Raw genomic sequence first — 24,886 nt, 5'->3', positions numbered from 1 at the left:
CGTTCCTGATTCAGTCTCTTCGGAGCGGTCGTGCTATGACCCGAACAAATCCATTTGTTGCGCGATCGTAGCGGGGGGATCGATCCGCACCGTTTCGGTGGTGCTCGAAGCGGCTCCCTCCTGCGTCGCAGGAGGCTGACTGTGCCGGTCGAGAAACTCCCTCAGCTTCTGGAAGTCCTCCCGCAACGGCTGCAGCATGGTCCCCTGGTGCAGCGCTGCGGCGGGATGGAGCAGGGGAAACAGTACGAATTCCTTCAGATAAAACGCCTGTCCGCGTACTCTCGTAATCCCGACCTTGCGCTCCAGAAGTGTCTGCGTCGCCCAATTGCCCAGCGAACAGACCAGCTTCGGCCGAATCATGGCGATCTGCTGCAAGAGAAACGGTTTGCAGGTCTCGACCTCCTGAGGTTCGGGGTCGCGGTTATTCGGCGGGCGGCATTTGATCACATTGGCGATGTAGATATCCGCGCGCGACAGCCCCGCTGACTCCAACAAGTCGTTGAGCAATTGTCCGGCTGCCCCGACGAATGGCTCCCCCTTCTGATCCTCGTGAAATCCCGGTGCCTCCCCTACGAACATGACGGATGCATGAGGGTTGCCGACGCCGAAGACGACCTGGCGTCGACCGAGCTTGGCGAGCGGGCAGCGTTGGCAATTGTGAAGCGACTCGGCGAGTTCCTGCAGGGTGGTCAGGGATGAAGACATATGCGTTCCATTCGAGTGGAGGGCCAAATCTTAGTCGCGGTGGGAGGGGTTGTCAACGTGATGTCGTGAGCCATTCGCCCATCGGACGAGTCATGATGCGTCGGCGGGAACGAGCGCGGCGGAGCGTTGGCCGCTGAGAATTGCGGACTCCAGACTGGCCGGCCAGCCGGTGTCCGTCCAGGCGCCGGCGACGAGAAAATTGGTAAACGGACTGTGTGAGAGCGGTCGGCACTGTTGCGTACCCGGTTTGGTGGTCAGGATGGCCGACGGGAGACGAACGATATCCGACTCGATGAGCCTGGGAAGCGGGCCGCCGGGGAACGCTCTCTCCATGTCTTTCAGGGTCAGTTGAACGAGGTCGTCTTTCGATTGCGGCAACAGGCCCGGCTCATCGACTGCGACGGCCCACAACACAGCGGCCTGCTCGTGCCGTTCCTCGTCTGCGTGCCGGATCATCCAATGAAGCCGGTTGCGTTCCAAAAGGACGAGTTGTGTCTGTTCGACCGGTTGCGCAAGGTGCAGGCGAACGATCACCAGGGGAGACTCGCTCAGGCGGCTGATTTGCTGGAAATAGGCATAGTGCGTCACGACTCGTTCCGGCAAGAGTGGCGTGAGTCGATGGTGCGGCAGCGCGGCGACATACCAATCGGCGGTGAGCCGGGTGCGGTCTGCCAGTTCGACATGGGCGACACGATCCTGGGTGAAGTGCAATTGCGTCGCCGTCGTGTTCAGCCGAGACCGGACTCCCATCCGGTCAAGCTGCGCCCGAAGCGGCGTGAGCAAGAATGAATCGAGTCCGTGAGGCGGGATGATTAACTTCGTGGCGCGGGCACCGGTCAAAAAGCAGCGTCGCAGTGTGCGCATGAAAAGCTCTGCGGATACCTGCGGAAGCGCCGCCCCCAGCAACAAGCGGGCAAGGCTGTTCCAGACACCGTGCCGGGCATGTTCCGACTGGCCGATGCTCGCGAGCCATTCGTCGGCCGCTCGTGTGTCGAGATCGTTCGGCAACGGAGGATCCTGTTCCCATGTGCGTTCAAGGAAGGAGAGGAGATGCCAGCGGTCCCGCATCGACAGACCCTGGAACAGGGTGGTTCCGAGGAGGGTGTTGAGCGGGGACGGCAGGGGAAGGTGCAGAAATTGGGTGCGAGTTCCCGTCGCCTGAAGAAATTCAAGCGGCGTATGTCGAAGCCGCCTGGTGGCGGTGTCTTTGCCGAGGGTCTTGAGCAGGGACCAGGTGGCTGTGTGGGCTTCGAGGAGCAACGGGGGAGGCGCGTGACAGAGGCGGCCTCCCAGGTGGTCGGCCTGCTCGATCACGGTGACGGCATGGCCGTCGGCGGCGAGGTGTAAGGCTGCCGTCAGACCGGCGATCCCGCCGCCGAGGATGAGCACTGTCCGGTTCATGGAGTCGAAGAGGGGAGACGGGAGCGCAACCACACGCCTGCTGCCACGGCCAAGCGATGGCTCGGAGTCAGCGTGACCCGATCTCCCAATACGCGGTAACCGGACTGCTCGATCCGGTGCAAGATCCGGCTATACACACCGCGCATGATTTCCGCCACCGTCAGGGCCCGGCGTTCGGCGCGTGGCAGCGAATCGAGCGCCCGCGCCGCCTTGGCGTAAAATTCCTTTGCTCGGCCGACTTCAAACCGCATGAACTCGGTAAATTCCGGTTTGTACCGCCGGTGCAGGAGATCCTCCTCCCGGTAGGCGAAACGCGCGAGGTCTTCTTGCGGCACATAGACGCGACCGCATTCTGCATCGTTGCCCAGGTCGCGAAGAATATTGGTCAATTGAAAGGCCATGCCGAGATTGACGGCATAGTCCTGGGCGCGCGGGGAGGTGGTGCCGAACACGTGCAGGCAGATCAATCCCACCACCGACGCCACCCGATAACAGTAGAGAGACAGTTGGTCGAAGGTGGCGTACCGGGTGGTCGTGAGGTCCATCTCGACGCCCTTGATGAGTTCCTCGAAATAGGCCTGCGGAATGGACAGCTCCCGTACGTGCCGGGCAAGGCTGACGGTGACGGGGAACGTCGGCGTGCCGTCGTAGGCGGCGGCCAGCTCGCGCCGCCAGCGGGCCAATTCTTCCTGCGGATGACTGCCGGAAGGCGGCTCGTCCACGGCGTTGTCCACTTCCTTACAGAAGGCGTAGACCGTGTACATCGCTTCGCGGCGGGCTTTCGGAAGAAACAAAAAGGAGTAGTAGAAATTGCTCCCGCTTTTTTTGGTGAGGGTCGTGCAGTAGGTTTGGGCTTCAGCTGGTGTCATCATCGTGTCATCAGTGTGAGTGCGTCGTCTGTCCCTCAAGTCGTTCGACGGACGCGGGAAGGTGGCGGCCGTAAGAGGCTGGGTGCAAAATGGCGGCGAGTTGTTCCACGCCGTCGATCAGTCGTGGGCCGGGGCGGCTGAAGTATGAGAGCGCATCGACGAGGTAGACGTCTCCCCGCTGAACGGCGGGAAGATGTTGCCACTGCGGATGTGCCGTCATGCTTGCGAGTTCGGCTTTCGTGCGCGGGACGGTAAATCCGCAGGGCATGAGGACGATCACGTCCGGTTCAGAGGCCGCGAGTGTGTCCCAATCCATTTTTCGGGAGGCCGTGCCGGGCTGCGCCAGGACGTCGATGCCCCCTGCAGCGGCCACCATGTCGGGAACCCAGTGGCCTGCAGTGTAGAGCGGCGCGAGCCATTCGATACAGGCGACTCTGGGGCGCGTTGCCTGAGCGCCCACGGTGGCCCGTACGGTGTCGAGCCTGCTGCGGAGCACCGCGGACAACTGTGTTCCGGCTTCTTCCCGCCCGATGGCTGTTCCAATCGTTTCAATATCCAGGAGGATGTCATCAAGTCGCCCGGGACTGAGGGTGAGCATGCGAGGCGGCGGCGAGAGTGCATGAACGACCCGCTCCAACTGTGACGGGGTGATGGCGCAGACATCACACAGCGCCTGGGCAATGATCAGGTCCGGTCGTGCGGCCAAGAACCGTGTCTCATCCAATTCATAGAGCCCTACGTCGGCGGCGAGCAGCGCGCCGACCTGCTGGTCGATCTCAGCGCTGGAGAGATGATGGCTCTCGATGCGCGGACGCACCATCACCGGGATCTGTGCGAGGCTCGGCGGAAAGTCACATTCATGGCTGATCCCGATCAGATTGTGTTGGCACCCCAAGGCCGCGACGACTTCCGTGGCACCCGGCACCAGCGAACAAATTTTCATGGGCGGCCTTGAGCCGCTCCCCACAGGCGCGCCTGCAGGTCCTGCAGTCTGGTGTCTGCAAGCGAATGGGTAATGGCATCGGCCTCTCCGAGATCCTGCACCGTGTGGGTATTGGCGACAGCCAGCACTTTCATGCCGGCGGCGCGTGCGGCTCTGATGCCGGGCAGGGAATCTTCGATGACCAGGCAGTCGTTCGGGAATAGTGCGGGTTGGTTCGGTTGTGAGTTCAAGCCGGCCATCGCGTGGAGGAAGGGATCGGGCGCCGGCTTGCCACGGGTCACGTCTTCCGCGCTGGTAATGTGCAGAAATGCCTTACGAAGACCCGCCTCTTCCAGAATCAGTTCGATTTCATTCCGCAGCGCGCCGGAGGCGATGGCGAGCGGATATCGAGCGGCGGCCTCATGAACCAGTTCGCGCACGCCGGGGAAGATTGCCAGATGTTGTTTGACGGCGGCCAGGTAGGCGTGGGCCTTGTGCTCCATCAATTCGCCAAGGAGCGTGGGAGACGCCTGGCGCCGGTGGGACTGCAAGGCGGCCAGGAAGCAGCCGCGATCGTCGAACCCGAGGTAGTCGGTATAGTACTCCGCTTCGGTGAGGGAGATCTCAATGCCGGCCAGGACCTGTCGCAGGGCGGCAAAGTGCAGGGGCTCGGTGTCGGCAATGACTCCGTCAAAATCAAAAATGATGGCGCGTAGTTCGCTCATGGTCGTTATTCTGGCATCCCTGTGCGTAGTTCGTTGAATATCGGGCTGTCGGTCGTGTGGGCGCGGCATTATAACAAGGGCGTATCGACAAGAAAAGACGACGGCCCGTCCCACTGAGGAACGGGCCGTCATACGAGGCCTGAGAGACGATCGCGGGCTTAGCGTTTCAGCCTGAGGCTACGTTCAGGGACCCAGCCTTTTCGGCCATCCTGAGCTCGAACCGAGTAGACCCAGCCGCGCTTTTGGTAATCGCCGTCCAGGATCGTGAGCGTGGCGCCGGCCAGCACTGCCGTGCTGGTTTTAGTCCCTACGGCGTCAACGAAGAGGGGTATGGGGGACTTGGGTCTGGTCGGATCGGCGATGACCGTCACCCGTTGGCCTTCCGCATAGAGCGGACCGGCGACGCGCACGGTCGGAGCCGCGGGCTTGGGGGCTGAAGCTGCGGGCTGGAGGGCCGGCATGGCAGGTGCGGGTATTGCGGGAGCCGGTATGGCGGACGATGCGGCAGGCACATCAGCCGGAGCTGGGGTGCTGTTGTCGGCCACCACGGGTGGTGCCACCGTCGGTGCTTGTTTCGGAGCTTGAGCTTTGACCGGCGGTTTCTGGATCACGGGCTGAGCGGGCTCTGCGCCGCCACCCAGATAGGGTTCAACCAGCTGCATGGCTCCATCCGGGTCCATGGCGACGTAGCCGACTCCTCCCACCAGCAGAAGCAGCAGAATCCAGAGCAACGGCTTTTTGCCGGATCGCTTCGGCGAGTTCATCGGTGGCGCCGGGGGCGGCATTGATTCATCCAGGTCTTCCTCGGTGAATTCCAGATCCGGCTCCGGTTGACTTGCGAACAGGAGATGCCAGTTCGTCCACTCGCTGCGCATGGCAGGAATGCCCGTAGATGAAACCATCGGAGGACCTCCTCATTCGAAACAATGGCGCGGGTCTGTCTATTTGTAGGTACTTATCACCGGCCCCACAGCCTGTCAATTTTGTTCGACAAAGCGACAGGCGGCACGCATGTTCTGCGACAAGGCCCGGCCGGCCGGGAGTCTGTCCGACATTGACCGTTCGACTGCGGCAAACGATCCACGATCATCTGCGTCGTTCTCGGCCCGAAATAGTCCTCAACGTATTCCAGCGAATACGCTTCCGGCTTTTTCGGGCTAGCATCTGGTCGCGCCTCCTTCGCCCCGCTACGAAGGCCATGTCGGACAGGTTCCTGGGTTGGAAATGTCGAACCGATTGCGGCCGCGGAGGCGGAGCGCGTGAAGGGTTGACTTGATGCGCAAGGGCTTGCAAGTTCCAACATCCTCGTTGCAGAATCGCGCACCACCCTGAATGTGAAGACCGATGAAGTCCTATCGAGAAGAACTCTGGTTTGAAACGAAAACCAGGCGCGCGTATGTGAATATCACGCCGCAGGTCGATGCCGTGGTGCAAAAAAGCGGGGTGCGGGAGGGGATGGTGCTGGTGAATGCCATGCACATTACCGCCAGCGTGTATATCAACGATGACGAGGCAGGGCTGCTGCGCGACTATGACGATTTTCTTGAGCGTCTCGCGCCGCACGAGGCGACGTACCGCCACAACGACACCGGTGAAGACAACGGCGATGCGCACATCAAGCGGCAGCTCATGGGGCGGGAGGTGGTGGTCGCCATTACGGATGGGAAGCTGGACTTCGGGCCGTGGGAACAAATATTTTACGGAGAGTTCGATGGGCGGCGGCGTAAGCGTGTGCTGGTCAAAGTCATCGGAGAATGATGCGTCGAACGTTCTGTGGCGAGGCTGCCACGGATGGTGTGCTGCTGAGGTCGACGAAGAACCGCATTCGCGCTTGCCACGCTCTGGAAAGTTTGGCAACATGGATAACAGCATGAACAGATACCATTCAGCAGGACTTCGTATCGACATGGGAGGCCAGCCATGTTGAGTTGGTCACGACCGGATCCGCTGACGAGGGATTTGATTCATTTGATCAACGCCCGTCGCCATGACCATGGGGACACGGATGCCGCAATCGATACCCTGCAAGCCTTTATCGAGCAGGGACGTGAGCAGGATCTGCTGACCGTCTTGGCGGCGCTCGATGAGGAGATGGCGGAGTGGATGTTTGATCTGGTGGCGGAGGCCTCGTGCGCCGTCATCATGGATGGGCCGGATGACGACAAGGGCGCCTATGCCTTGATGGCCGCGTTGGAGTTGCCGCTCCAAGCCAACTTGGGGCAGCCGCTCGGATTGAAGATCGACCCCGTCGCGACGGCAGATCTGCTGCATCGACATTTGCAGATTCCGGCCGGCGTGGTCGTGCGGGTGGAACCCCGTCTCCTGACCGACGCGACCCTCGAAGGGTTAACCCTCCAGACGTTGAACGAACATCTCGTGAGCATCGCGGATTCTCAGCGCACTCAGGCGATTGCGTCGCGTCTCTATCCCCCGGTCGAAAACACCGCGTTTCTGTTCTTTCAATTGATCGGCATGCCCGATCCGGGCTTGCCCGATTCCCTGGAGGAACCGGAGCGCCGGGCGCTGCTGGAAGGTCTCGTCGCACAATGCGCCGAGCTGGCGCTGGCCCCGGACACCCTGGAGGTGCCGGTCTACGCCTCTTATGCGCTGTTCGACGCGCAGAATGCGGTGCGACTGCACCGGTTGGCCGACGAAACCGCCGCAGTCTGGCGGGATTTGGATCCCATGGTGCGGGCGCGCACGATCGCCCATCTGCACACGCAATGTGGCAACGGCGTGTATATGCCGGTCTGGACCGATCTCTTCGATCCGGAGTTGCCGGAGGACCACGGTCCTGTGTGGACGTCGCCCGACGTATGGGTGTTCACGGCCGACCTCCCGATCGAATGGCCGGGGGAAATGCTGACCAATCGATTGCTGGCGGAAGGTTGCACCCGTTTCGAGAACCACATCGTCGAAGCGCCTGAGAACTGAGCGGCGGTTGCCGGACAATTCCATGTGTGCCGCATCGTCGCCCGCGTCGAACGGGTAAGGGGAAGCCTCTTCCCAGATCCTGCTGATCAGGCAGGATCGATCTCATACCCCGTAGGAGCTCCTTGGCTGGCCCATCCCGACTCGGTTCCATCGCGATTGTGACAGTACTCAGTTGTGTGGTGTTGGGCGCGGTCTGGAGCCTCGTGCTCTATACGCTGCCGCAGAACGACCTGGCCTCCGAACCGACACCGGTTTCCTTCCCGCCACAACCTGCGACACCTGCTTCTCCGGCACACACCGGTGTTCCCGCCCCGCCGACCCCGGAGCCGGTTTCGCAACCGGTGGTGGTGCGGGAGCCGGCCCCGGTCGTACAAACCGAAGCCCAGGAGCATCCTCCGGTTGAGCCCGTGCGTGCGCCGTTCGGGAGGGAGCTGAAATGCGATCTGGAAATTGAGGCGCTGTGCCCCGAGGAGGAAGGGGAGCGGCGCGCCTGTCTGCTACGCAAGACGGCACAACTCTCCGCCCCATGCCGGCCGATGCTGCGGGAACGGCTCGTGCGAATGAAAGAGGCGATGCAACAGCTGCGTACAGCCTGTGAGGCGGACCGAAGGCAGTTCTGTCGGGAGGTGCCTCTAGGCGGCGGGGCCTTGGTGCAGTGTCTGGAATCTCATGCCCAGGAAGTCTCGGACCAGTGTTTTCAACTCCTGCCGAAACGGGGTCGTTTGCTCAACTAGCCCGCAGTATTCACGATGACTCCTACTGCAACCACCGACACGCCGCTGTGACAAGCTTGGGTGCGAGATGCTCGCACCCAAGCAGGCGGGCTCGCCCCTCGTGGCCTCACCATACTGGTTCAAGTATGCCTCGGCCCGAGAGGCTCCACGCGCCCGTCTCGCAAGGCGTCTCCGTGGTTTCGTGACGGACTCTCGTGACTAATGCGGGCTAGCGCGCGACGAGACTCCCCTTCGGGTCGCGCAGCAAAAATCGCATGGTGAGACCGGCCACTTCCACCACATCTCCGTTGCGAAGCACGTGTTCCCCCTGAATGTGACGGCCGTTCACGAGGATACGTTTCCCGCTCTCGGTCTGGCTCACCACGTATCCCTCGCCGCGCCGACTGATCACCGCGGCCGTTTTCGGCGCAAACCACCCGGTCAATGTGATGACGGCGTCGTCCTGTGCGCCGATCAGCGACACGTGTTTCGTCAGGTGATACTGTGATTGCCCGCTCTTTCCCGAGAGAATTTCCACCACGCCGATGTTCTGCTCCGCCGGCGGGCGCTCGCCGCCCATCGGACGCGACACCACCATCGTGTCGTCGGTAATCAGGACCTCGCCGGTGCCGGCCGTTTCCGCTGCGATCGGGTGTGCTTCCCGAAAAATCAACCGGTGCGTGCCGAGACGAATGCTGTCTGCGTCGCGCAGTTGTCGCCGGTCGATTTTCTGCTCGTTCACGAAAGTGCCGTTGGTGCTGGTCAGATCTTCGAGAAACAGGACTTGCTGCACCTGGACGATCCGCGCATGGTGGGCGGAGACGGCGAGGTCTTCCAGGCAGAGATCGTTGTCGTGCTTCCGTCCGATCGTGAAGGGCGTGCGCGAGACCTCGAGTTCTCGTGTGCCGCCCTGCGGCGCCTTCACGAGGAGCGTAGGTGATGCTGGGTGGTGCTGGGACATGGTCGCTCCTTAGGATGGTTCGGTGGTCGGTGCGGCGAACAACTGTGAGCACATGCGATGCCACATGCCCGGCTTGCGGTGCCTGAGCATCGCCACGATGACGGTCGTATTGTCGGTCCCCCCGGCGGCATTCGACAGGGCGATGAGACGGTCTGAGACGGTCTGCGGATCGGAAGATTCCTGCACGACGCGGAGGATCGTGTCGGCCGACACGCCGGCGGTCAGGCCGTCGGAGCACAGGAGGAACATATCGCCGTTCAACACGGGGAGTTCTCCCAGCTCGACCTCCACCAGAGGATGTACGCCGACGGCGCGGGTCAACACATGCTTGTACGACGCGCGCGTCGCGTCATGGGCGGTCAGTAGTCCGGACTGCACCTGCTCCTGCACCAGAGAATGGTCTGTCGTCAGGAGTTGCAGCGCATTGCCGCGGATCAAATAGAGCCGACTGTCGCCCACGTGGGCGATCGAGAGGATCGGCCCGACCAGCCAGGCCGCCACGACCGTAGTGCCCATGCCGGCGTATTCGACATGACGCGCCGCCTCCTGATGCACCTTGTGATTGGCCAACCGGACGGCGCTCGCCAACCGGTTGGTGGCTGAGGAGAACTCCGGTCGTACCGCGCCGATCAGGGGGAGAGACGGGTCGGCCTCGGCCTCCGCCAGGTGGCGGGGAATGATGTCGATGACGCGGCTGCTGGCGACTTCTCCTGCGCGGTGGCCGCCCATTCCGTCACAGACCACGAACAGACCGGCGGAGGGATCGGCATGAAAGCGGTCTTCGTTGTGCGCGCGGGTCAAACCGACGTCCGAGGTCGCTCCATGTGTGATGTGCAAGGAGTGCATGGTCGGGCCTATCTCGGCATCACTTGGAAGACGTCACGGAGGTCCTGCGCCATATCGCTGGCGTGTCGGTATCGGTTCGGGATTTCTTTCTGGAGTGCGCGATCGAGGATGGCCTGGACCCGTGTGGGAAGATCGCGGCGGTATTTGAGCAGCGGGGCATGCGGAGCTTTGGCGATGCGCGTGACGAGCGCCGGCATGTTTTCCGCGTCGAACGGACGTTCGCCGGTCAACAGCTCGAAGAGCACGATGCCCAGGGAAAATACATCGGACCGGCCGTCCACATCTTTTCCCGTCGCCTGCTCCGGCGACATGTACCGCGGCGTGCCCAGAATCATGCTGGTCTGGGTTTTCGAGCCGCTGGCCATCTTGGCGATGCCGAAATCCATTACCTTCACGAGGCGTTGTTTCAGAATCATGATGTTCGGGGGTTTCACGTCGCGATGGATCACGCCCTGGCTGTGTGCATAGTCCAGGGCATCGGCGACCGTTGCCACGATCTGCAAGGCCTGCTTGGCCGGAAGGAGGGTGGATTTCTGGCAATAGCAGCTGAGCAAGGTGCCCTCGAGGTACTCCATCGCGATATAGGCGAGACCCTCCTGCTCGCCGGCGTCATAGACCGTGACGATATTGGGGTGTGAGAGGCGTCCGGTCGATTCGGCTTCGCGAAAGAAGCGGTCCCGGAATGCTTTGAGCTCGTCTTCGTTATCGATGTCGTCGAGCCGCATGGTTTTGATGGCGACGTGGCGTTGGATCGTCGGGTCTTTGCCCAGGTAGACGACGCCCATGGCGCCACGACCGAGTTCCCTGACGACCTGATAGCGGCCCAGCGTGTCCGGAACGGCGGTCCCATTGCGGACGATCACGGTGCCGCCTGCACGGGTTGGGTTGGGAGTGATCGTGTCGGCGGTCGCGCGGGCCTCGCCGGCCGTGTCTGCCGGTTCGTCTTCCTCCTCAACCGGACGACGGCGTGGACGACCGGCGAAGGCCTGGGTCAGCGCGTCGGCATGACGAACCCAGGCGAACGTCAGCCAGATGGCCGCGCCGATCAGGCCGCCGGTGATCAGCCAGTTATAGAGCGGTTGCTTGGGAGTCCCGAGCACCGGAACGCCATGCGCCTCATACGCGCGAGTGGCCACGAGGACGATCAGGAGGAGCGCGGAGGGAAACAGAATCGCACGGAAAAAGGTTTGGCCCTTGCCGTTGTCGTGCAGGTCCTGCCTGGCCCTGGCCGCGGTGAGCCAGATCATCAACAGGCAGATCCCGTCGGCGATCAATCGCACGGCCTGCGCGGCGTTCATGCGTAACGGTTGGAGGAACGTGTGTGTGAACAGCGGAAGGGTGGCCAGTAACGGCCCGACCATAATCGCAAGGATAATGACGATCAAATACGGGCCGATCCAGCCCCAGGATGTGGTCATGTGTTGGAGTCGTGCGTAGTTATCCCTCAGTGTAACTGAAGGTCTTGGAGTGTCAACGAAACGAGGGAATAGTGCACCCTAGCCCGGATTATTCATGAATGCCGTCGCGAGGCGTTTGAGACCGAAGCCCGCCGGGGCTTCTCGCACGTAAGGCCGACGCAGGCGTACTTGCAGTCCGTCGAGGAGGCCGAGCGAGAACAGCCCCGCCGGGCGAGAGGATCGGACGACGGAGCGGGTGTTCATGAATAGTCCGGGCTAGAGACAGGGGAGGGATTGGTCCCGGAGAGGGCGATGCGGTGATCGTCGGGCTACTTGCCTGAAGATCAGTTCGAGGTTGCGGCTTTTCTGAGCGGATCGAGCAGTTTCTCGGACACCTTCAACTGACCCCGGCCGATGCCGACCTCGATATCCGGCTTGGTGACACCGTGGAAATCGCTTCCTCCGGTGACGAGGAGGTCGCACTGCTTGGCCAGCTCAAGGTATTCGGTGGTCTGGCTGGGTGTGTGAGTGCTGTAGTGCACTTCGATGCCTCCCAGTCCGGCGGCTTTCAGGTCGCGGACCAGGGTGCGCAAGCCGTCTGCGGATGTTCTCACCCAGGTCGGATGCGCCAGCACCGGTACGCCGCCGGCCTCACGAATCCATCGCACCGCCTCGGCCGGTTCCGGCAACTCACGATCGACAAAGGCCGGGCGGCCGTTGGCCAGATAGCGGTCGAAGGCTTCCTTGGCCGATGTGACGAATTTCTTCTCCATCAACAGCCGGGCGATGTGGGGGCGGCCCACCGATTCGGTACCGGCCAGGGCCCGCACTTCTTCATAGGTAATCGGGATGCCCAGCTCGTTGAGGCGTTGGACGATCTTCGGATTGCGTGTGTGGCGGCTGTCCCGCAAGGTGCTGAGACGTTGGGCCAGGAGCGGATCGGTCCAGTTCAGAAAATAGCCGAGGATATGGAGTTCGCTCTCGCCGAGGCGCGAGCTGATTTCGACGCCGGGGACGACTTCGATGCCGAGTTCGGCCCCGATGGCCGTGGCTTCCGCAATCCCCTCGACAATGTCGTGGTCGGTGATCGCGAGCGCGGTTACGCCGGCCTGCTTGGCAAAGGCCATTACGTCGCGGGTGGAAAAGCTGCCGTCCGAATGGGTGGTATGGAGGTGAAGGTCGATGCGACTCATCGTGGTAGTTCAGGCCCCGCTTTCTGCGCGACCAAGCGCGCGGTGTAGCATGGCCCGCTGCCATGGCCCCCGTCATGTTCGCCCTCGTCGTAATGGAGCACGCGAAGCGGGGCGGTCAATCGGAGTAGTTCGTTCTGCGCCAGACAGAATTCCCATCGGCGCGGATGTTGGTGACGGAAGTAATTCTCGATGCTGAAGGTTTCGTAGATCAAGATGCCGTTCGGTTTCAGCGCGTCCATCAGCACGGGGAAGAGGGGACGATGCAGGTAAAAAAAGACGACGATGGCATCATAACAGTCCCGGCCCAGGTCGGGGGGATGGTCGGGCTTCTCTTCCAAATCCAGCACCCGCGTTGTCAGGCCTGAGAGCTGCCGCTCCTCGGCGGCCTCTTTCAGCGCCGTCAGTGCGAGAGCGTCTCGATCGATGGCTTCGACTTGCATGCCGTGGGACAGCAGATGCAGGGCATGGCGTCCTCGGCCTGCCGCGACATCCAGGACCCGGCCTTTGGGGAGGCGCCCAAGCTGCTGCGTCAGAAACGGCGCGGGGCTCGGTCCTGCCTGCTGCGCGGTGCGAGTCCGGTCCACACGAACACCGACTGAGCCGGCGACCATCGCCAACGGCGCATGGAGTTTTCGGATCCAAAGCTGCACCCGGTCGACCGGGAATTCTGCGAAGAGCATCCCGACCAGCTGTTCCGCGAGGGTTTCCAGGAGGCGGCAGGTCAACGAACCGCTGAGCGCCACGAGGCGTTCCGCGACCCGGGCATAATCGATCGTCTCATCGAGGCGATCCGAGAGGCCGGCGGCGTCGACCGCCGCTTCCAACTCCACATCGATGGCGATCAACTGCGGTGTGCCGCGTTCCGCTTCCGTGACGCCACAGCGGCCGTAACACTCCAGACGTTCGATGATGATGCGCGGTGCCATGGCGGCATTGTCGTGGATGGGCTTTCGGGCTGTCAAGCAAGGTGGGGCGGACCCCTGCCGGGCAGGATGAGCGTGAAGCGTGAAACGTCAAACGTACCTCCGAGGAGGCCGAACGAGAAAAGCCTCGGCGGGCTTCCGTCTCGAACGCCTCGCGACGGAACTCATGAATAATCCGGGCTAGAGGCGGGCGGCGAGACGTTTGGCGAGTCCATTCGCCGGCGAGAGCGCACGGCGCACCGAGGACAGGATCGTTGAGGGGATACGGATGTTCGCGATGTGCTGCAGAAGGCGAGCGGCGGTCAATCGCAGCAACTCTGCGGCTTGCGCGAGGGTCGGTTCATCGCCGCGACCAAGGCGCAGCAGTTTCAATTCGGCTTTATACACAGCGCGGCGCCGCCAGGTGGCATGAATGGCGACCGCGGCCACGATGGTGAGGAGCAGGGGATTCGAGGGGATGGAGAACAACCATCGCCACCATTCATAGAGGGCCAGAGCGCCGAGACACATCGGCAGCGAGAGGACATCGCCCCATGCCGACTGCAGGCGCCGGATCTGTTCGTCCACGGATTGCCCGGTGAGCCGCCGTGGAGTCAGTTGCAGGGGAGTGCGACGGTTTTTCGAACCGAACAATCGCGCGGGCAGAAACATTCCAGATCCCTCCTGTCGTGAACCAGCTCACGTACAGCAGGCATTGTATGGCAGGTTGGCTGATCGCAACAGCAAAGACAGAATTTCTGCAGCCGTCCCGGTCGTTGTGCCCGGGCGTGCTTATCGGTTTGTCTCTCCGTTAAGTTTGAGCACCAGGTAAGGCGTGAGGTAATAACACAAGACCGAAACGATCACGCCCGCCGCCGCGCCGATCACCCCGCGCACAAAGACCCCGAAGAACGGGAGGAGGAAGACGAGGAGGATCATCACCACCGCGATGGGTTTATGCCGCTCATAGAAGGCGGTGCGTCGCGCTAAGGTGAGCGAGTCGGAGAAAGACACGTGAGATGGGTCTGCCATGGGATTGCACCTATTCCATTTTGCCCGGATTGCGTGTATGAACGTGGAGCATCGACATCGACAGGGTACTAGCAGGCTGCGGAAAAACTCGATTGTTGCGCAATACGAGACGATCCACTCCTGCGCCGTGTCGGTATGGCAGTAACCCGCAGGATGCGCAAAAAGGCCGTCCGGCAAGGCCGCCGCAAGCGAAGAGGCGAATCGTTCATTCGTACCCGCCCACCCCGAGCCTGTCAAGACAGGCTCTTGTCCCGTGGCCGTACGGTGAGCTGCTGAGGTTCACGACGCGGGGAATAACGCGCGTCGCGTGTGTGAACGCCGCTGGCGGATTTTTTTCGCATCCTGCTACTTATTCATTTACCACGGGAGGTGACGTATGGCGAAGGGCATGCAGCAGAAAAAGTCGACCAAGAAGAAGCCGGCGAAGACGCTGATGGAGAAACGCGCGGAAAAAAGCGCGAAGAAGGGCCGCTGATTCAATTTCGTGCGTGCGTCACCGCCGCCCGACGATGGCGACCCTCACCTGTGTGACCGGAAGGGCATGGTATTCGGCGCCCTTCCGGTAAGGCAGTCAGGTTGACTCTGCTCCGGTGCACCCCTCGTGCTTTCCGCCTCAACGCAACTTCTGCAGGACCCCCTCCGCGACAACGGCGTCCGGATCGCCTCCCACCATCAGATCCTTGTCGCCGAAGTGGGATGTCGAACTGGTGGTGACCCGCATCTTCAGGCCCCCGGGGACGAGGGCATATTCGAACAGCGCCGCTTCCTGTCGCTGATCCAGATAGCCCTGACTCGCCCGCTCGAAGGAGCCGACGATCCCGACCGACAATCGCCCTTGCCCCTTCTCGACACGCTCCACGACCATCCGTTGTACGCCGCCTCCCGGCGGAACGTATTCTACCGTTTGACCGACGTGCGACAACTCCACCTGCCGCGTCAGCCCCTTGTTGTTGGTGTAGGAGTAGAGGGGAAAGCCCTGCGGACTGAAGTCGATTTGCACTTCGGCCTGACTGCCGTCGGCACTGCTGAGCAGACCTTTCCAGGCGCCGGTCAGGTCTGCCGCTTCAATGGTGTCGGACATGACCAGCGCCATGACCATCACTCCCATGCAGACAAGCCGCTTCATCTTCATGACCCTCCCCTCCTGTCGGTCGTTGTCGTCACACCGTGAAAGGGCGCTGGCGCACAAAACGGGCGGCCGCTCCGAGCGTAAAGAGATTCGGTGTCTGGCTCGCCGGCAATTCCGCCCTGATGGCCGCGTGGAACTGGGCGTAGTTCCCGCTGTAGTTCCCATGGTTCCAGACCTTCAGCAACTGTTCGGTGAACGCTCCGTTCTGCTCTCCGTCCATGGAGGTCTGGTTATCCTGGCATCCCGAGATGAGGATGACGGATGCTTTGAAATCTTTCGCGATCGCGGTCAAACGCGGGCTCACGGCCAATTGGGCGAGCACGCTATCCGGGTCTGCCGCAGAGACCTTGCCGGCCGCTTTCGCGACGTTCTTCTGCAAGCTGTCGTAGAACTGCTGGTGCTCGCGATAGGTGCGGAGGCCGACGGAGATCGGCATCATTCTCGAGCGCCTGACCGGTGCGGCAGGATCGACCTGGGGCGGCCGGTTGCGGGTGACGGTGCCGCTATGGCAGCTGTCGGAGAACACCAGAATGCGCACGCCCGCCGCGAAGCGGCTCAATTCGAAGTACAACTCATCGTCGATCAGCTGGCCGTCATACAGGCACCAGGTTTCGTCCTGCTTGTCCGCTTCTTCACCCGTGACGTCGGGGACCTGTCCGCCGTGGCCTGAATAGGTCAGAAAAAAGAAATCGCCTTTCCGCAGTGCCTTGGCGGCCTTGCGCATGGCCGCCAGTGTCTTGGCGCGTGTTCCCTTTTTGGTCAGCAGGACGGTGGATTTCATGCCGCGCGAGGCGGCGATCGCCGCCATATCCTTGGCATCGAACTCACAGGCCGCCAGGTCGCCGCTCCAGCCACCGTATGCGGCGGGGCTCACGGCGTTCAGGCCGATGTGCAGGGACAGTCCCTTCGGTTTGCTGCTGGATGACGACGTGGTCTTTACCATACGTACCTCCTTGGTCGGCGGGAAGCGGTCAGAATGAATAGGACGAAGTGAAAAATATGGCGGTACGGTAATCCACAACCCACATCATTCATGAGCGCTTCTACTGTAACCGCCGATCCGCTGCTGCGACACGCCTTCGGCCGGCGGGCTCGCCCCTCGGACCCTCCACGTACTGCACGAGTACGCGTCGGGGCCTCCGGACTCCGCGCGCCGGTCTCGCGACGCGCCTCAGCGATTTCGTGACGAACCGTCATGAATATGCGGGTTACGGCGAAATCTGTCAACGGAGAGCAAGGGGCGAATGGTGGTATTTCAACCGCGTCGGGGATGGGAAAGTCGTGTCGTAAGAAAAAAACGATGTCGCCACAAACTGTGACCCCGGATGTCACACCACGGTGGTAGGGTCGGGCGAATGCGCAGAGCACATGGCGTATGGCATATGGCCGATAGCAAGAGCGGAGAAGCCAGGCCACGTTTCTTGTGCCGCATCGTTCGGGTCTCCCGGGAATGGTCAATTGAGCATGTGTCTTCAAGACGAGAGACGCTCCACGAGATGAAGTGCCCTAGGCATTTACCTGGTTCGAAACGGCGTATTTCTCGCGGGACGGCGTTGTCGATTCTTGGTACAGTGCGCGGCATTCGGAGGACAACATGGACCGGAATGAACAGGCGCGGATAGCGCAACAATATATCAATGAAGCTTGATTATCACACAGACGCTGAGTCCCAACCACGCCAGTACTTCGCACACAGCGCGAACGGATATGGGAAATGGCATAAGTTAGCGGAGCATCTCACCAGCGTCTCGAAGATCGCAAAAGAATTCCTGCAAGGACAGAGCGGTGCTGAAGAAGCGGCACTCGCTGGTTTATTGCACGATCTTGGGAAATATGGCGAACGCTTTCAGGCACGGTTGCACGGCAAAGATAAGGGGTTGGACCATTGGTCACAGGGTGCATCGTTGGCTCTGAGGCACCGTGCAGTTGCCGCTGCGTTAGCTATCGAAGGTCATCACATTGGCTTGCAGCGCGGGAGTAAAGATTCCTTAAGGCGGTTACTGCCAGGCAATCTCTCTGCCGCTGTTTTACCAGGGTTAGCCCTCAGTGAACCCGACCTGGAACGCCTGGAGTCTCTTGCCGCCAGGGATGGAATTGAATTCAGCGCACCATCTAGTTTTGTTCTTAACTCGTGGGCGCAAGCCGTCTCCGCCATGCTTGATGTGCGGCTGCTCTTTTCGTGTCTGGTGGATGCGGACTTTCTCGACACCGAGTCGCACTTCGATGGTGACGCACAGGAGAAGCATCCACGCCCTGAAGGCCCAAGGCTGGATCCCAGTGCAGCAATTGCCGCGCTTGATGCTCACATGGCCTCGTTGCACGCCGTCACTGAAGCACAGATTGCGGTGCGGAAGGCACGGGAAAACTTGTGGGGTGCAGTAATGCATGCAGGCCTGGCGGAGCGTGGCGTGTTCACGTTGACCGCGCCGACCGGTTCAGGCAAGACGCTGGCGATGCTCAAGTTCGCGCTGGAACACGCGAAGAAGCATGGACTGAAGAGGATCGTTCTGGCTGTCCCTTTCTTGACTGTCATTGAGCAGACGGCGCGTATCTATCGAGCGGTATTCAAGGCATCCGAGGATAATTTCGTATTGGAACACCATAGTCTGGCTGGGTTGGGGGTAGAAGCGGAGCAGCAGGATGCCGAAGGAGCGAGCGAACGTCAGCGCCGTTTGCTCGCGGAAAATTGGGATGCGCCAATCGTGTTGACCACCAACGTGCAGTTGTTGGAGTCGCTTTTCTCCAACCGCCCGTCCAGTTGTCGCAAGCTGCATAACCTAATGAACTCGGTCATCCTGTTCGACGAGGCGCAGAGTCTGCCTCAGCACTTGGCGGTACCTACCTTGGCGGCGCTGTCTCACCTGTCGGCGGCCTATCGCTCCACCGTAGTTTTTGCCACCGCGACACAACCCGCGTTCGATACTCTGAACGAGGCCGTAAGAAAGCACGCCGTGCAAGGCTGGCAACCGATCGAGGCCGTACCGGAACACCCAGCACTATTCGCGGCACTGAAACGTGTCGCCGTGCGCTGGCCGGAAATTGGTGAGAAGCGCACTTGGACTCAACTCGCGGCTGAATTGCGAGACGTGGATCAGGCATTGGTGGTGGTTAACCTTAAACGCCACGCACTCGCTCTGCTCAATGAGATGGACGGGACGGAAAGCGAGTTCCATCTCTCAACCAACTTGTGTGCTGAACACCGACGGGTGGTGATGGATAAGGTCAGGGATCAACTTGCAGCCGGACTTCCCTGCCGCCTTGTTTCCACCCAATGTGTTGAAGCAGGAGTGGACGTGGATTTCCCCACCGTCTTCCGTGCTATGGCGCCATTAGATTCTATTGCACAAGCGGCAGGACGCTGTAACCGGGAAGGCAGGCTCAATGAGCAGGGCCGTCTTGGCGAGGTTGTGGTCTTTGAACCGGATGAGGAGGCTGGATGGAGAAAACGGTTTCCCACGCATAACTACTATCAGGCGACTCAAGTCACACAAGCCTTGCTCAAGCTGCACGACAATAATCTGGATATCAACGACCCCGAAGTCTTCCGGGCCTATTATCACCGGCTCTACAATCTGAACGATCCAGCCAGTCAGAATGCTGATCTTACAAGAGCGATTCAGGAGCTCGATTTTGTGGAGATTGCCAAGGTATACCGCCTCATTGTTCAGGATGCCATTCAAGTGCTGGTGCCATGGGTGAGCCGACACGACGAATTCCTGGAATTGCGAAGGGAAGCCGATCGACAAGGCATCAGCGCCAACTGGATGCGCCGCGCCCAAGGGCTTGCCGTCAGTGTCTATCGCACCAATGACGGCTCACCCGCCTGGGCAATTCCGGCGAAGTTGCGGCGCGGTGGCGTCTCCGACGAGTGGTTCATTCTTGAAGGAGATTTTTACGACGATACCATCGGGTTGAATCCACCCAAAGGCGAACAGGTGTTCATTGCATAGGAGGAGACATGGCTAACGGCACACACACATTGGAAGTCTGGGGCGACTTCGCCTGCTTTACGCGGCCAGAAATGAAGGTCGAGCGTTTCTCCTACCCGGTCATCACGCCTTCTGCGGCACGTGGCATCTTCGACGCCATCTACTGGGATGGACTACGGGAACGGCAAGGCAGGGAAAGCATTATGCGTCCCTATTTCCACTGGCAGCTAATTCGTATCGAGGTGCTGGAACTGCCGCGCTACATTGCCTTGCGGCGGAACGAAGTAAAGGACAAAGTGCCTGCGGATCGTACGCTCAAGGCGTGGATGGAAGGGCGCGAGCAACCCGAACCCATCTGGGCGGACGGCGGCAAGGATGAGCTTGGTACCGATCAGAAGGGCCGTACACAGCGTCAAACTATGGCGCTCAAGAACGTGCGTTACCGACTCACGGCGAAGATCGTTCCCAAGCCAGTCTTCAGTCACGACTACGGCAAGTTCAACGCCTGTTTCGAGCGTCGCGCTAAGCAGGGCAAATGCTTTCAGCAACCCTATTTCGGCTGTCGAGAATTCCCCGCGTTCTTTGAGTATGTGGAATCGTCAGATGCCAAAAGCCAGTCACGCGCTGCCATGGATCAGCATCTGGGTTTTATGCTCTACGACGTGTTTGACCTGCGAAAGGACACGGTTAAGGATACCGACAAACCGTTCATCACTCTGTTTGATGCCCACATCCGCAACGGCGTACTGGAAGTTCCGCCGTTCGACAGCTCGGTGGTGAAAAAGCCGGGGAGGCAATAGCCATGCTGCAAGCACTGATGAATTATGGAAACAGGCTTGATTCTGAACCCGGCTTCAGGACCCGTGAAGTGCGCTGGTGCGTCGAACTGGCCGCTGACGGACGGTTTCTGAATGTGTTGCCGCTGGGCGATGGCAAACGTGGGGTGATGCAACCTCGTTGCACGGAAATGCCAGGCACAAATGCGGGCGGTAAATCCCATTTTCTCGTGGAAACGGTGCAAACGGTGGCGCTTCTGTTCAAGAGCAATGAAGAGGCCGAAAAGATTGTCAACACCAAGAACAAACACCGATTCTTTGTTGATCTGCTCCGCAAGGCTTCAGGCTCGATTCCCACGCTCATTCCGGTTGTAAGTGCGTTGGAAGATGATGGTCTGCTCGCGAAACTTCGTGAAGCTCTGACTCAGCACAAAGCCAAGCCTGCCGATTGGCTGGGCTGGCGGGTGGATGGTGTCGATCCGCGTGAGGAAAAAACTGTTCAGGCTTGGTGGCGCGAATGGCGAAAGAAGGATATGGAAGAAGGCCAGCCAAATTCTAGGTCTTCTGACGAGGGCGACATGGTCTGTTTCCTCACGGGTAATGCAACTCAAGCTTTGCCAACCCATCCTAAGATTACAGGGCTATCTGGCGTTGGTGGCTTGAGCATGGGCGATGTGATGGTGGGTTTCGATAAAGCTGCGTTTGGTTCTTTCGGTTTAGATCAATCGGCCAACGCCGCCATGAGCGCCGAAGCTGCTCAGAAATATGTGGATGGCCTCAACGACTTGATTCGCAGCCACTCCCGCAAGCTCGCCAACGCGTTGGTCGTTCACTGGTTCAAGGAACAGGTTGTCCCACAAGACGATCCTCTGGAATGGGTGAGCGGTTTCGAGTCGAAGGAACAGACGGAGGCGGCTGCACTGGGGGCTGCGCGTCGTCTGCTTGAATCCATCCGCAAAGGCGAACGCGTTGATTTGGGCAACAACCATTACTACGCACTGGTGCTCTCGGGTGCATCAGGGCGAGTGATGGTGCGCGACTGGATGGAAGGACCTTTCGAGGATTTGGTGCGTAATGTCGAAGCATGGTTTGCCGATCTCGCCATTGTCGCCCGCGACGGCAAAGGGCAAGCTCATGATCCCAAGTTCATGGCAGTGTGTGGAGCATTGGTGCGCGAACTGAAGGACTTGCCCGCGCCTACCAGCGCTACGCTATGGAAGGTGGCAGTGCAGCGTCTACCCATCCCGCAACCGTTAATGGTGCAGGCGCTAGCGAGGTTCCGTTCCAATCTGGTCGATAAAGACCAGCCTCCGTTCAACCACGCCTGCATGGGGCTTATCAAAGCCTATTTTGTTCGACTTAAATCTGGAGGTGATCACACCATGACTGCGTATCTTAACCCCAATCATCCAGAACCAGCCTACCACTGCGGGCGGTTACTGGCAGTATTTTCAAATTTACAACGCGCCGCACTGGGCGACGTGGGCGCAGGCGTAGTGCAACGCTACTACGCTGCCGCTAGCCAGACTCCGGGACTGATTCTCGGCCGCTTGACCAGCAATGCGCGTAACCACTTGGGCAAGCTCGAAGGCGGCTTGGCTTGGTGGTACGAAAATCAGATCGCCGATGTGATGGGTCACTTGGGCGACGGCGCACCACGCATTCTTGACCTCAACGGTCAGGGGTTATTTGCCCTCGGTTACTACCAGCAACTTGCCGCACTGCGATCAAGCAAGAAAACCAACGAAACCGTATAAGGAGAAAACCAATGAGCGCTATTAAAAACCGTTACGAATTTTTGTATCTCTTCGATTGCGAAAACGGCAATCCGAACGGCGACCCAGATGCCGGCAACAGCCCACGCATTGACGCGGAAGACATGCACGGGCTGGTTTCAGATGTGGCCATCAAGCGGCGGGTGCGCAATTACATACAGGCCGCGTTTGGCAATCAGGCACCCAATGCTATTTTTGTCGAGCATTCATCCAACCTAAATAAGCCGATTACTGCGGCGCATGAAGCAACGGGCGGTTCCCCTGCTGGTGGTGGAAACAGAACACAAGTTGGAAAAGCTCGAGATTGGATGTGCCAACAGTTTTTCGATGTGCGGACCTTTGGCGCGGTTATGTCCACCGGTCCCAACGCCGGACAAGTGCGAGGCCCGGTGCAGGTGGCGTTTTCACGTTCAGTTGATCCAATTCTGCCGATGGATGTTTCAATTACCCGCATGGCTGTTGCGGAAAAAGTATCCGGTGCCACGTCGGTTGCGGACTACCAGAAATGGGAAAACGAACAAGAAGAAGACAAGCTCCGCACCATGGGCCGTAAGGCGCTGATTCCCTATGGTCTCTATGTTGCCAAAGGGTTCGTATCCGCCAATCTTGCCCAAGGAACGCTATTTTCAGAAGACGACCTCACTCATCTGTGGGAGGCATTGGCAGGCATGTGGGATCACGACCGCTCCGCATCTAAAGGCATGATGTCCCGCCGGGGGTTGTTTGTGTTTAAACATGTGGGCACCGACAGCAATGCGGAACAGCGTAAGCGTCAAGCCATGCTCGGCTGTGCGCCTGCACAAGCGTTGTTGGACGTCGGCCGCGTCATCGACGTGAAGCGCAATGAATCGGCAATGAAAGAAGACAAGATCGGAAGCCCCCGCAAGTTCGCGCATTATACGGTAACAACGAATGTGGCCAATCTACCGAAAGGCGTGGAGTTGTGGGTGTGGGATGACAGCAAGGGTACGCTTATCAAGCTGTCGTAGGCCAAACGATGCCGCAGGATGATGCTGATCGGGAGTTGATTCCTATTTCCGCGCTGAATCACTACGCCTACTGCCCTCGGAGATGTGCGTTGATTCATGTGGAGCAGACGTACTCTGAAAACGTGTACACCATGCGCGGTCACGATCTTCACGAACGAACAGATCGAGAGGATGAGAGCGGTTGGGAGGAAGGCGTACGAGTTGAGCGAGCCTTACCGCTCTGTTCCAAGCGACTAGGTTTGATTGGAAAAGCTGATGTAGTCGAGTTTCATGGAGAGACCCCCTATCCCGTCGAATACAAATCTGGGTCGAACCGGCGATACGAGAATGATGATTTGCAGCTCTGCGCTCAAGCGCTGTGTCTGGAAGAAATGCTGAGCAGCGATGTTCCGCGTGGCGCCATCTTTCATCACAAATCTAGAAGGCGACGTGAAGTGATCTTTACGCCGGCATTGCGAATTCGGGTGGAAGAGGTCGTGACGGCGATTCGCGCGATGTTGGGCGACAAGATTCTTCCCTCTCCGGTGAATGATCAACGTTGTGAACACTGTTCATTGAATGAGACCTGTATGCCGTCGGTCATCGGCGAGCAGCAGCGAGCTGCAGCGTTGGTCCGTACGCTGTTTGTCATATCGGAACCGAGCTGAGCCTCCTATGCACCAATTACTCAATACCCTCTATCTCACGACCGAAGGGGCCTATCTCCGGCTCGATCACGACACGCTCCGGGTCGAGGTCGAGCGGGAAACGAAGCTGCAAGTGCCGATCCATCACCTGGGTGGCATCGTCTGTTTTGGCGACGTGCTGGTGAGTCCGGCGGCGCTGGCGCGCTGCGCCCAAGATGGCCGATTCGTGGTGTTTCTCGATCGGAATGGACGCTTTCAAGCGCGCGTTGAAGGGCCGATCTCGGGCAACGTGTTATTGCGTTGCGCACAACATGCAGCCATCGGCAATGCCGACAAAACCCTGACAATCGCTCGGCATGTAGTGGGTGGGAAAATTCAGAATAGCCGTCAGATCGTTTTGCGTGCTGCGCGAGATACCGACGACCCAGGCGATGGCGAGACGTTGCGGCAGACAGCAGAGTCCCTGGCAAACGTATTGGGTCGCGTGCCGCTCGCGGAGGACCTGGACTACCTGAGAGGTTTGGAAGGCGAGGCCGCGAGAAAATACTTCGCCACGTTCGACCGTATGGTCCGTGAAGACCGCGCAACGTTTACGCTGAATGGTCGAAACCGGCGGCCTCCGACCGATCCGGTGAATGCACTCTTGTCGTTTCTCTATGCCTTGTTGATGAACGATTGCGTCGCAGCGCTGGAAGGCGTCGGCCTTGATCCACAGATGGGATTTCTGCATGCGTTGCGTCCAGGCCGAGCAGCCTTGGCGCTGGACCTCATGGAAGAGTTGCGGAGTGTCTTTGCCGATCGGCTCGCACTCACGTTGATCAACCGGAAACAGGTGGCCGCCAATCAGTTTCATGCGCGGCCGGGTGGGGCGGTGCATCTGGAAGATGCTGCCCGCAAAGAGGTCATCGTCGCCTATCAAAAACGTAAGCAGGAAGAGATTACCCACCCAGTCTTGGATCAAAAGATGCCGTTAGGTTTGATTCCACACGTGCAAGCACGGTTACTGGCCCGCGTGTTGCGCGGAGATCTGGAGGCCTATCCGCCGTTTTTGTACCGGTAGGA

General features: G+C 60.0%; 24 protein-coding genes. 9 read left to right on the top strand and 15 right to left on the bottom strand.

Going from position 1 to position 24,886, the window contains the following annotated elements:
• Positions 1-33: 33 nt before the first annotated feature.
• The 6 genes from NSND_RS06330 to NSND_RS06305 form a co-directional block, all read right to left on the bottom strand.
• Positions 34-705, bottom strand: a complete 672-nt coding sequence (locus NSND_RS06330; RefSeq protein WP_080878191.1) for a uracil-DNA glycosylase — start codon at positions 703-705, stop codon at positions 34-36.
• A 90-nt stretch (positions 706-795) separates the two neighbouring features.
• The gene (locus NSND_RS06325) at positions 796-2,106 is read right to left on the bottom strand and encodes a hydroxysqualene dehydroxylase (protein WP_080878190.1); all 1,311 of its coding nucleotides are present in this window, start codon (positions 2,104-2,106) and stop codon (positions 796-798) included.
• Complete coding sequence (gene hpnD, locus NSND_RS06320; protein ID WP_235000187.1) at positions 2,103-2,978, bottom strand: presqualene diphosphate synthase HpnD; 876 nt, start codon at positions 2,976-2,978, stop codon at positions 2,103-2,105. The genes NSND_RS06325 and hpnD overlap by 4 nt, the downstream gene beginning before the upstream one ends.
• 7 nt (positions 2,979-2,985) lie before the next feature.
• Positions 2,986-3,918: a cobalamin-binding protein gene (locus tag NSND_RS06315; protein ID WP_080878188.1), complete on the bottom strand. Its 933-nt coding sequence runs from the start codon at positions 3,916-3,918 to the stop codon at positions 2,986-2,988.
• On the bottom strand, positions 3,915-4,622 hold the full coding sequence (locus NSND_RS06310) for an HAD family hydrolase (RefSeq protein ID WP_159450659.1): 708 nt from the start codon (positions 4,620-4,622) through the stop codon (positions 3,915-3,917). Before NSND_RS06310 ends, NSND_RS06315 begins: the two co-directional genes overlap by 4 nt.
• A 158-nt stretch (positions 4,623-4,780) precedes the next feature.
• The gene (locus tag NSND_RS06305) at positions 4,781-5,524 is read right to left on the bottom strand and encodes an SH3 domain-containing protein (RefSeq protein ID WP_080878186.1); all 744 of its coding nucleotides are present in this window, start codon (positions 5,522-5,524) and stop codon (positions 4,781-4,783) included.
• 442 nt (positions 5,525-5,966) lie between these two features.
• On the opposite strand from NSND_RS06305, the gene NSND_RS06300 reads away from it, so the two are divergent.
• From NSND_RS06300 to NSND_RS06290, 3 genes are all read left to right on the top strand, one after another.
• Positions 5,967-6,380, top strand: a complete 414-nt coding sequence (locus NSND_RS06300) for a secondary thiamine-phosphate synthase enzyme YjbQ (RefSeq protein WP_080878185.1) — start codon at positions 5,967-5,969, stop codon at positions 6,378-6,380.
• Between the two features lie 162 nt (positions 6,381-6,542).
• The gene (locus tag NSND_RS06295; protein WP_080878184.1) at positions 6,543-7,556 is read left to right on the top strand and encodes a hypothetical protein; all 1,014 of its coding nucleotides are present in this window, start codon (positions 6,543-6,545) and stop codon (positions 7,554-7,556) included.
• A 122-nt stretch (positions 7,557-7,678) separates the two neighbouring features.
• Positions 7,679-8,290 (top strand): cysteine rich repeat-containing protein, encoded by a 612-nt coding sequence (locus tag NSND_RS06290; protein ID WP_080878183.1) that lies wholly within the window; start codon positions 7,679-7,681, stop codon positions 8,288-8,290.
• Between the two features lie 208 nt (positions 8,291-8,498).
• On the opposite strand, the gene NSND_RS06285 is transcribed toward NSND_RS06290, so the two are convergent.
• From NSND_RS06285 to NSND_RS06245, 9 genes are all read right to left on the bottom strand, one after another.
• Positions 8,499-9,230 (bottom strand): FHA domain-containing protein, encoded by a 732-nt coding sequence (locus NSND_RS06285; protein WP_080878182.1) that lies wholly within the window; start codon positions 9,228-9,230, stop codon positions 8,499-8,501.
• Positions 9,231-9,239: 9 nt separating this feature from the next.
• Positions 9,240-10,076 carry a Stp1/IreP family PP2C-type Ser/Thr phosphatase gene (locus tag NSND_RS06280; RefSeq protein ID WP_080878181.1) on the bottom strand — a complete coding sequence of 279 codons (837 nt, stop codon included), beginning with the start codon at positions 10,074-10,076 and terminating at the stop codon, positions 9,240-9,242.
• Positions 10,077-10,084: 8 nt separating this feature from the next.
• Positions 10,085-11,494: a serine/threonine-protein kinase gene (locus tag NSND_RS06275; RefSeq protein ID WP_080878180.1), complete on the bottom strand. Its 1,410-nt coding sequence runs from the start codon at positions 11,492-11,494 to the stop codon at positions 10,085-10,087.
• Between the two features lie 323 nt (positions 11,495-11,817).
• A complete protein-coding gene (locus tag NSND_RS06270; protein ID WP_080878179.1) occupies positions 11,818-12,666 on the bottom strand; it encodes a PHP domain-containing protein in 849 nt (282 codons plus the stop codon).
• Complete coding sequence (folB, locus tag NSND_RS06265; protein WP_080878178.1) at positions 12,663-13,592, bottom strand: dihydroneopterin aldolase; 930 nt, start codon at positions 13,590-13,592, stop codon at positions 12,663-12,665. Before folB ends, NSND_RS06270 begins: the two co-directional genes overlap by 4 nt.
• 177 nt (positions 13,593-13,769) lie before the next feature.
• Positions 13,770-14,240: a hypothetical protein gene (locus NSND_RS06260; RefSeq protein ID WP_080878177.1), complete on the bottom strand. Its 471-nt coding sequence runs from the start codon at positions 14,238-14,240 to the stop codon at positions 13,770-13,772.
• Positions 14,241-14,360: 120 nt separating this feature from the next.
• Positions 14,361-14,600: a hypothetical protein gene (locus NSND_RS06255; protein WP_080878176.1), complete on the bottom strand. Its 240-nt coding sequence runs from the start codon at positions 14,598-14,600 to the stop codon at positions 14,361-14,363.
• A gap of 613 nt (positions 14,601-15,213) precedes the next feature.
• Entirely contained in the window at positions 15,214-15,732 is a 519-nt protein-coding gene (locus tag NSND_RS06250; RefSeq protein ID WP_080878175.1) for a hypothetical protein, read from the bottom strand.
• 28 nt (positions 15,733-15,760) lie between these two features.
• On the bottom strand, positions 15,761-16,672 hold the full coding sequence (locus NSND_RS06245) for a caspase family protein (RefSeq protein WP_080878174.1): 912 nt from the start codon (positions 16,670-16,672) through the stop codon (positions 15,761-15,763).
• Between the two features lie 694 nt (positions 16,673-17,366).
• On the opposite strand from NSND_RS06245, the gene NSND_RS06240 reads away from it, so the two are divergent.
• Genes NSND_RS06240 through cas1c form a run of 6 tightly spaced genes read left to right on the top strand, consistent with a single transcriptional unit; the run spans position 17,367 to position 24,884 of the window.
• Positions 17,367-19,679: a CRISPR-associated helicase/endonuclease Cas3 gene (locus NSND_RS06240; RefSeq protein WP_080878173.1), complete on the top strand. Its 2,313-nt coding sequence runs from the start codon at positions 17,367-17,369 to the stop codon at positions 19,677-19,679.
• A gap of 8 nt (positions 19,680-19,687) precedes the next feature.
• Complete coding sequence (gene cas5c / locus NSND_RS06235) at positions 19,688-20,458, top strand: type I-C CRISPR-associated protein Cas5c (RefSeq protein ID WP_080878172.1); 771 nt, start codon at positions 19,688-19,690, stop codon at positions 20,456-20,458.
• 2 nt (positions 20,459-20,460) lie between these two features.
• A complete protein-coding gene (gene cas8c, locus NSND_RS06230) occupies positions 20,461-22,191 on the top strand; it encodes a type I-C CRISPR-associated protein Cas8c/Csd1 (protein ID WP_080878171.1) in 1,731 nt (576 codons plus the stop codon).
• An 11-nt stretch (positions 22,192-22,202) separates the two neighbouring features.
• Positions 22,203-23,198 (top strand): type I-C CRISPR-associated protein Cas7/Csd2, encoded by a 996-nt coding sequence (gene cas7c / locus NSND_RS06225; protein WP_080878170.1) that lies wholly within the window; start codon positions 22,203-22,205, stop codon positions 23,196-23,198.
• 8 nt (positions 23,199-23,206) lie between these two features.
• Positions 23,207-23,845 carry a CRISPR-associated protein Cas4 gene (gene cas4 / locus NSND_RS06220; RefSeq protein WP_080878169.1) on the top strand — a complete coding sequence of 213 codons (639 nt, stop codon included), beginning with the start codon at positions 23,207-23,209 and terminating at the stop codon, positions 23,843-23,845.
• Positions 23,846-23,852: 7 nt separating this feature from the next.
• Entirely contained in the window at positions 23,853-24,884 is a 1,032-nt protein-coding gene (gene cas1c / locus NSND_RS06215) for a type I-C CRISPR-associated endonuclease Cas1c (protein ID WP_080878168.1), read from the top strand.
• The last annotated feature ends 2 nt before the right edge of the window (positions 24,885-24,886 follow it).

Source organism: Nitrospira sp. ND1, from assembly GCF_900170025.1.
Taxonomy (GTDB): Bacteria; Nitrospirota; Nitrospiria; order Nitrospirales; family Nitrospiraceae; genus Nitrospira_A.
This window is presented reverse-complemented; position numbering and strand designations above follow the sequence as displayed.

Bases quoted from the DNA above. Each gene is read 5' to 3' on its own strand.
- NSND_RS06260 (WP_080878177.1), bottom strand. From the start codon at position 14,240: ATGTTTCTGCCCGCGCGATTGTTCGGTTCGAAAAACCGTCGCACTCCC.
- NSND_RS06280 (WP_080878181.1), bottom strand. From the start codon at position 10,076: ATGCACTCCTTGCACATCACACATGGAGCGACCTCGGACGTCGGTTTG.
- hpnD (WP_235000187.1), bottom strand. From the start codon at position 2,978: ATGATGACACCAGCTGAAGCCCAAACCTACTGCACGACCCTCACCAAA.
- NSND_RS06250 (WP_080878175.1), bottom strand. From the start codon at position 15,732: ATGAAGATGAAGCGGCTTGTCTGCATGGGAGTGATGGTCATGGCGCTG.
- NSND_RS06300 (WP_080878185.1), top strand. From the start codon at position 5,967: ATGAAGTCCTATCGAGAAGAACTCTGGTTTGAAACGAAAACCAGGCGC.
- NSND_RS06305 (WP_080878186.1), bottom strand. From the start codon at position 5,524: ATGGTTTCATCTACGGGCATTCCTGCCATGCGCAGCGAGTGGACGAAC.
- NSND_RS06285 (WP_080878182.1), bottom strand. From the start codon at position 9,230: ATGTCCCAGCACCACCCAGCATCACCTACGCTCCTCGTGAAGGCGCCG.
- folB (WP_080878178.1), bottom strand. From the start codon at position 13,592: ATGGCACCGCGCATCATCATCGAACGTCTGGAGTGTTACGGCCGCTGT.
- NSND_RS06310 (WP_159450659.1), bottom strand. From the start codon at position 4,622: ATGAGCGAACTACGCGCCATCATTTTTGATTTTGACGGAGTCATTGCC.
- NSND_RS06295 (WP_080878184.1), top strand. From the start codon at position 6,543: ATGTTGAGTTGGTCACGACCGGATCCGCTGACGAGGGATTTGATTCAT.
- NSND_RS06270 (WP_080878179.1), bottom strand. From the start codon at position 12,666: ATGAGTCGCATCGACCTTCACCTCCATACCACCCATTCGGACGGCAGC.
- NSND_RS06315 (WP_080878188.1), bottom strand. From the start codon at position 3,918: ATGAAAATTTGTTCGCTGGTGCCGGGTGCCACGGAAGTCGTCGCGGCC.
- NSND_RS06240 (WP_080878173.1), top strand. From the start codon at position 17,367: ATGAAGCTTGATTATCACACAGACGCTGAGTCCCAACCACGCCAGTAC.
- cas7c (WP_080878170.1), top strand. From the start codon at position 22,203: ATGAGCGCTATTAAAAACCGTTACGAATTTTTGTATCTCTTCGATTGC.
- cas4 (WP_080878169.1), top strand. From the start codon at position 23,207: ATGCCGCAGGATGATGCTGATCGGGAGTTGATTCCTATTTCCGCGCTG.
- NSND_RS06325 (WP_080878190.1), bottom strand. From the start codon at position 2,106: ATGAACCGGACAGTGCTCATCCTCGGCGGCGGGATCGCCGGTCTGACG.
- NSND_RS06330 (WP_080878191.1), bottom strand. From the start codon at position 705: ATGTCTTCATCCCTGACCACCCTGCAGGAACTCGCCGAGTCGCTTCAC.
- cas8c (WP_080878171.1), top strand. From the start codon at position 20,461: ATGCTGCAAGCACTGATGAATTATGGAAACAGGCTTGATTCTGAACCC.
- NSND_RS06255 (WP_080878176.1), bottom strand. From the start codon at position 14,600: ATGGCAGACCCATCTCACGTGTCTTTCTCCGACTCGCTCACCTTAGCG.
- cas1c (WP_080878168.1), top strand. From the start codon at position 23,853: ATGCACCAATTACTCAATACCCTCTATCTCACGACCGAAGGGGCCTAT.
- NSND_RS06245 (WP_080878174.1), bottom strand. From the start codon at position 16,672: ATGGTAAAGACCACGTCGTCATCCAGCAGCAAACCGAAGGGACTGTCC.
- cas5c (WP_080878172.1), top strand. From the start codon at position 19,688: ATGGCTAACGGCACACACACATTGGAAGTCTGGGGCGACTTCGCCTGC.
- NSND_RS06275 (WP_080878180.1), bottom strand. From the start codon at position 11,494: ATGACCACATCCTGGGGCTGGATCGGCCCGTATTTGATCGTCATTATC.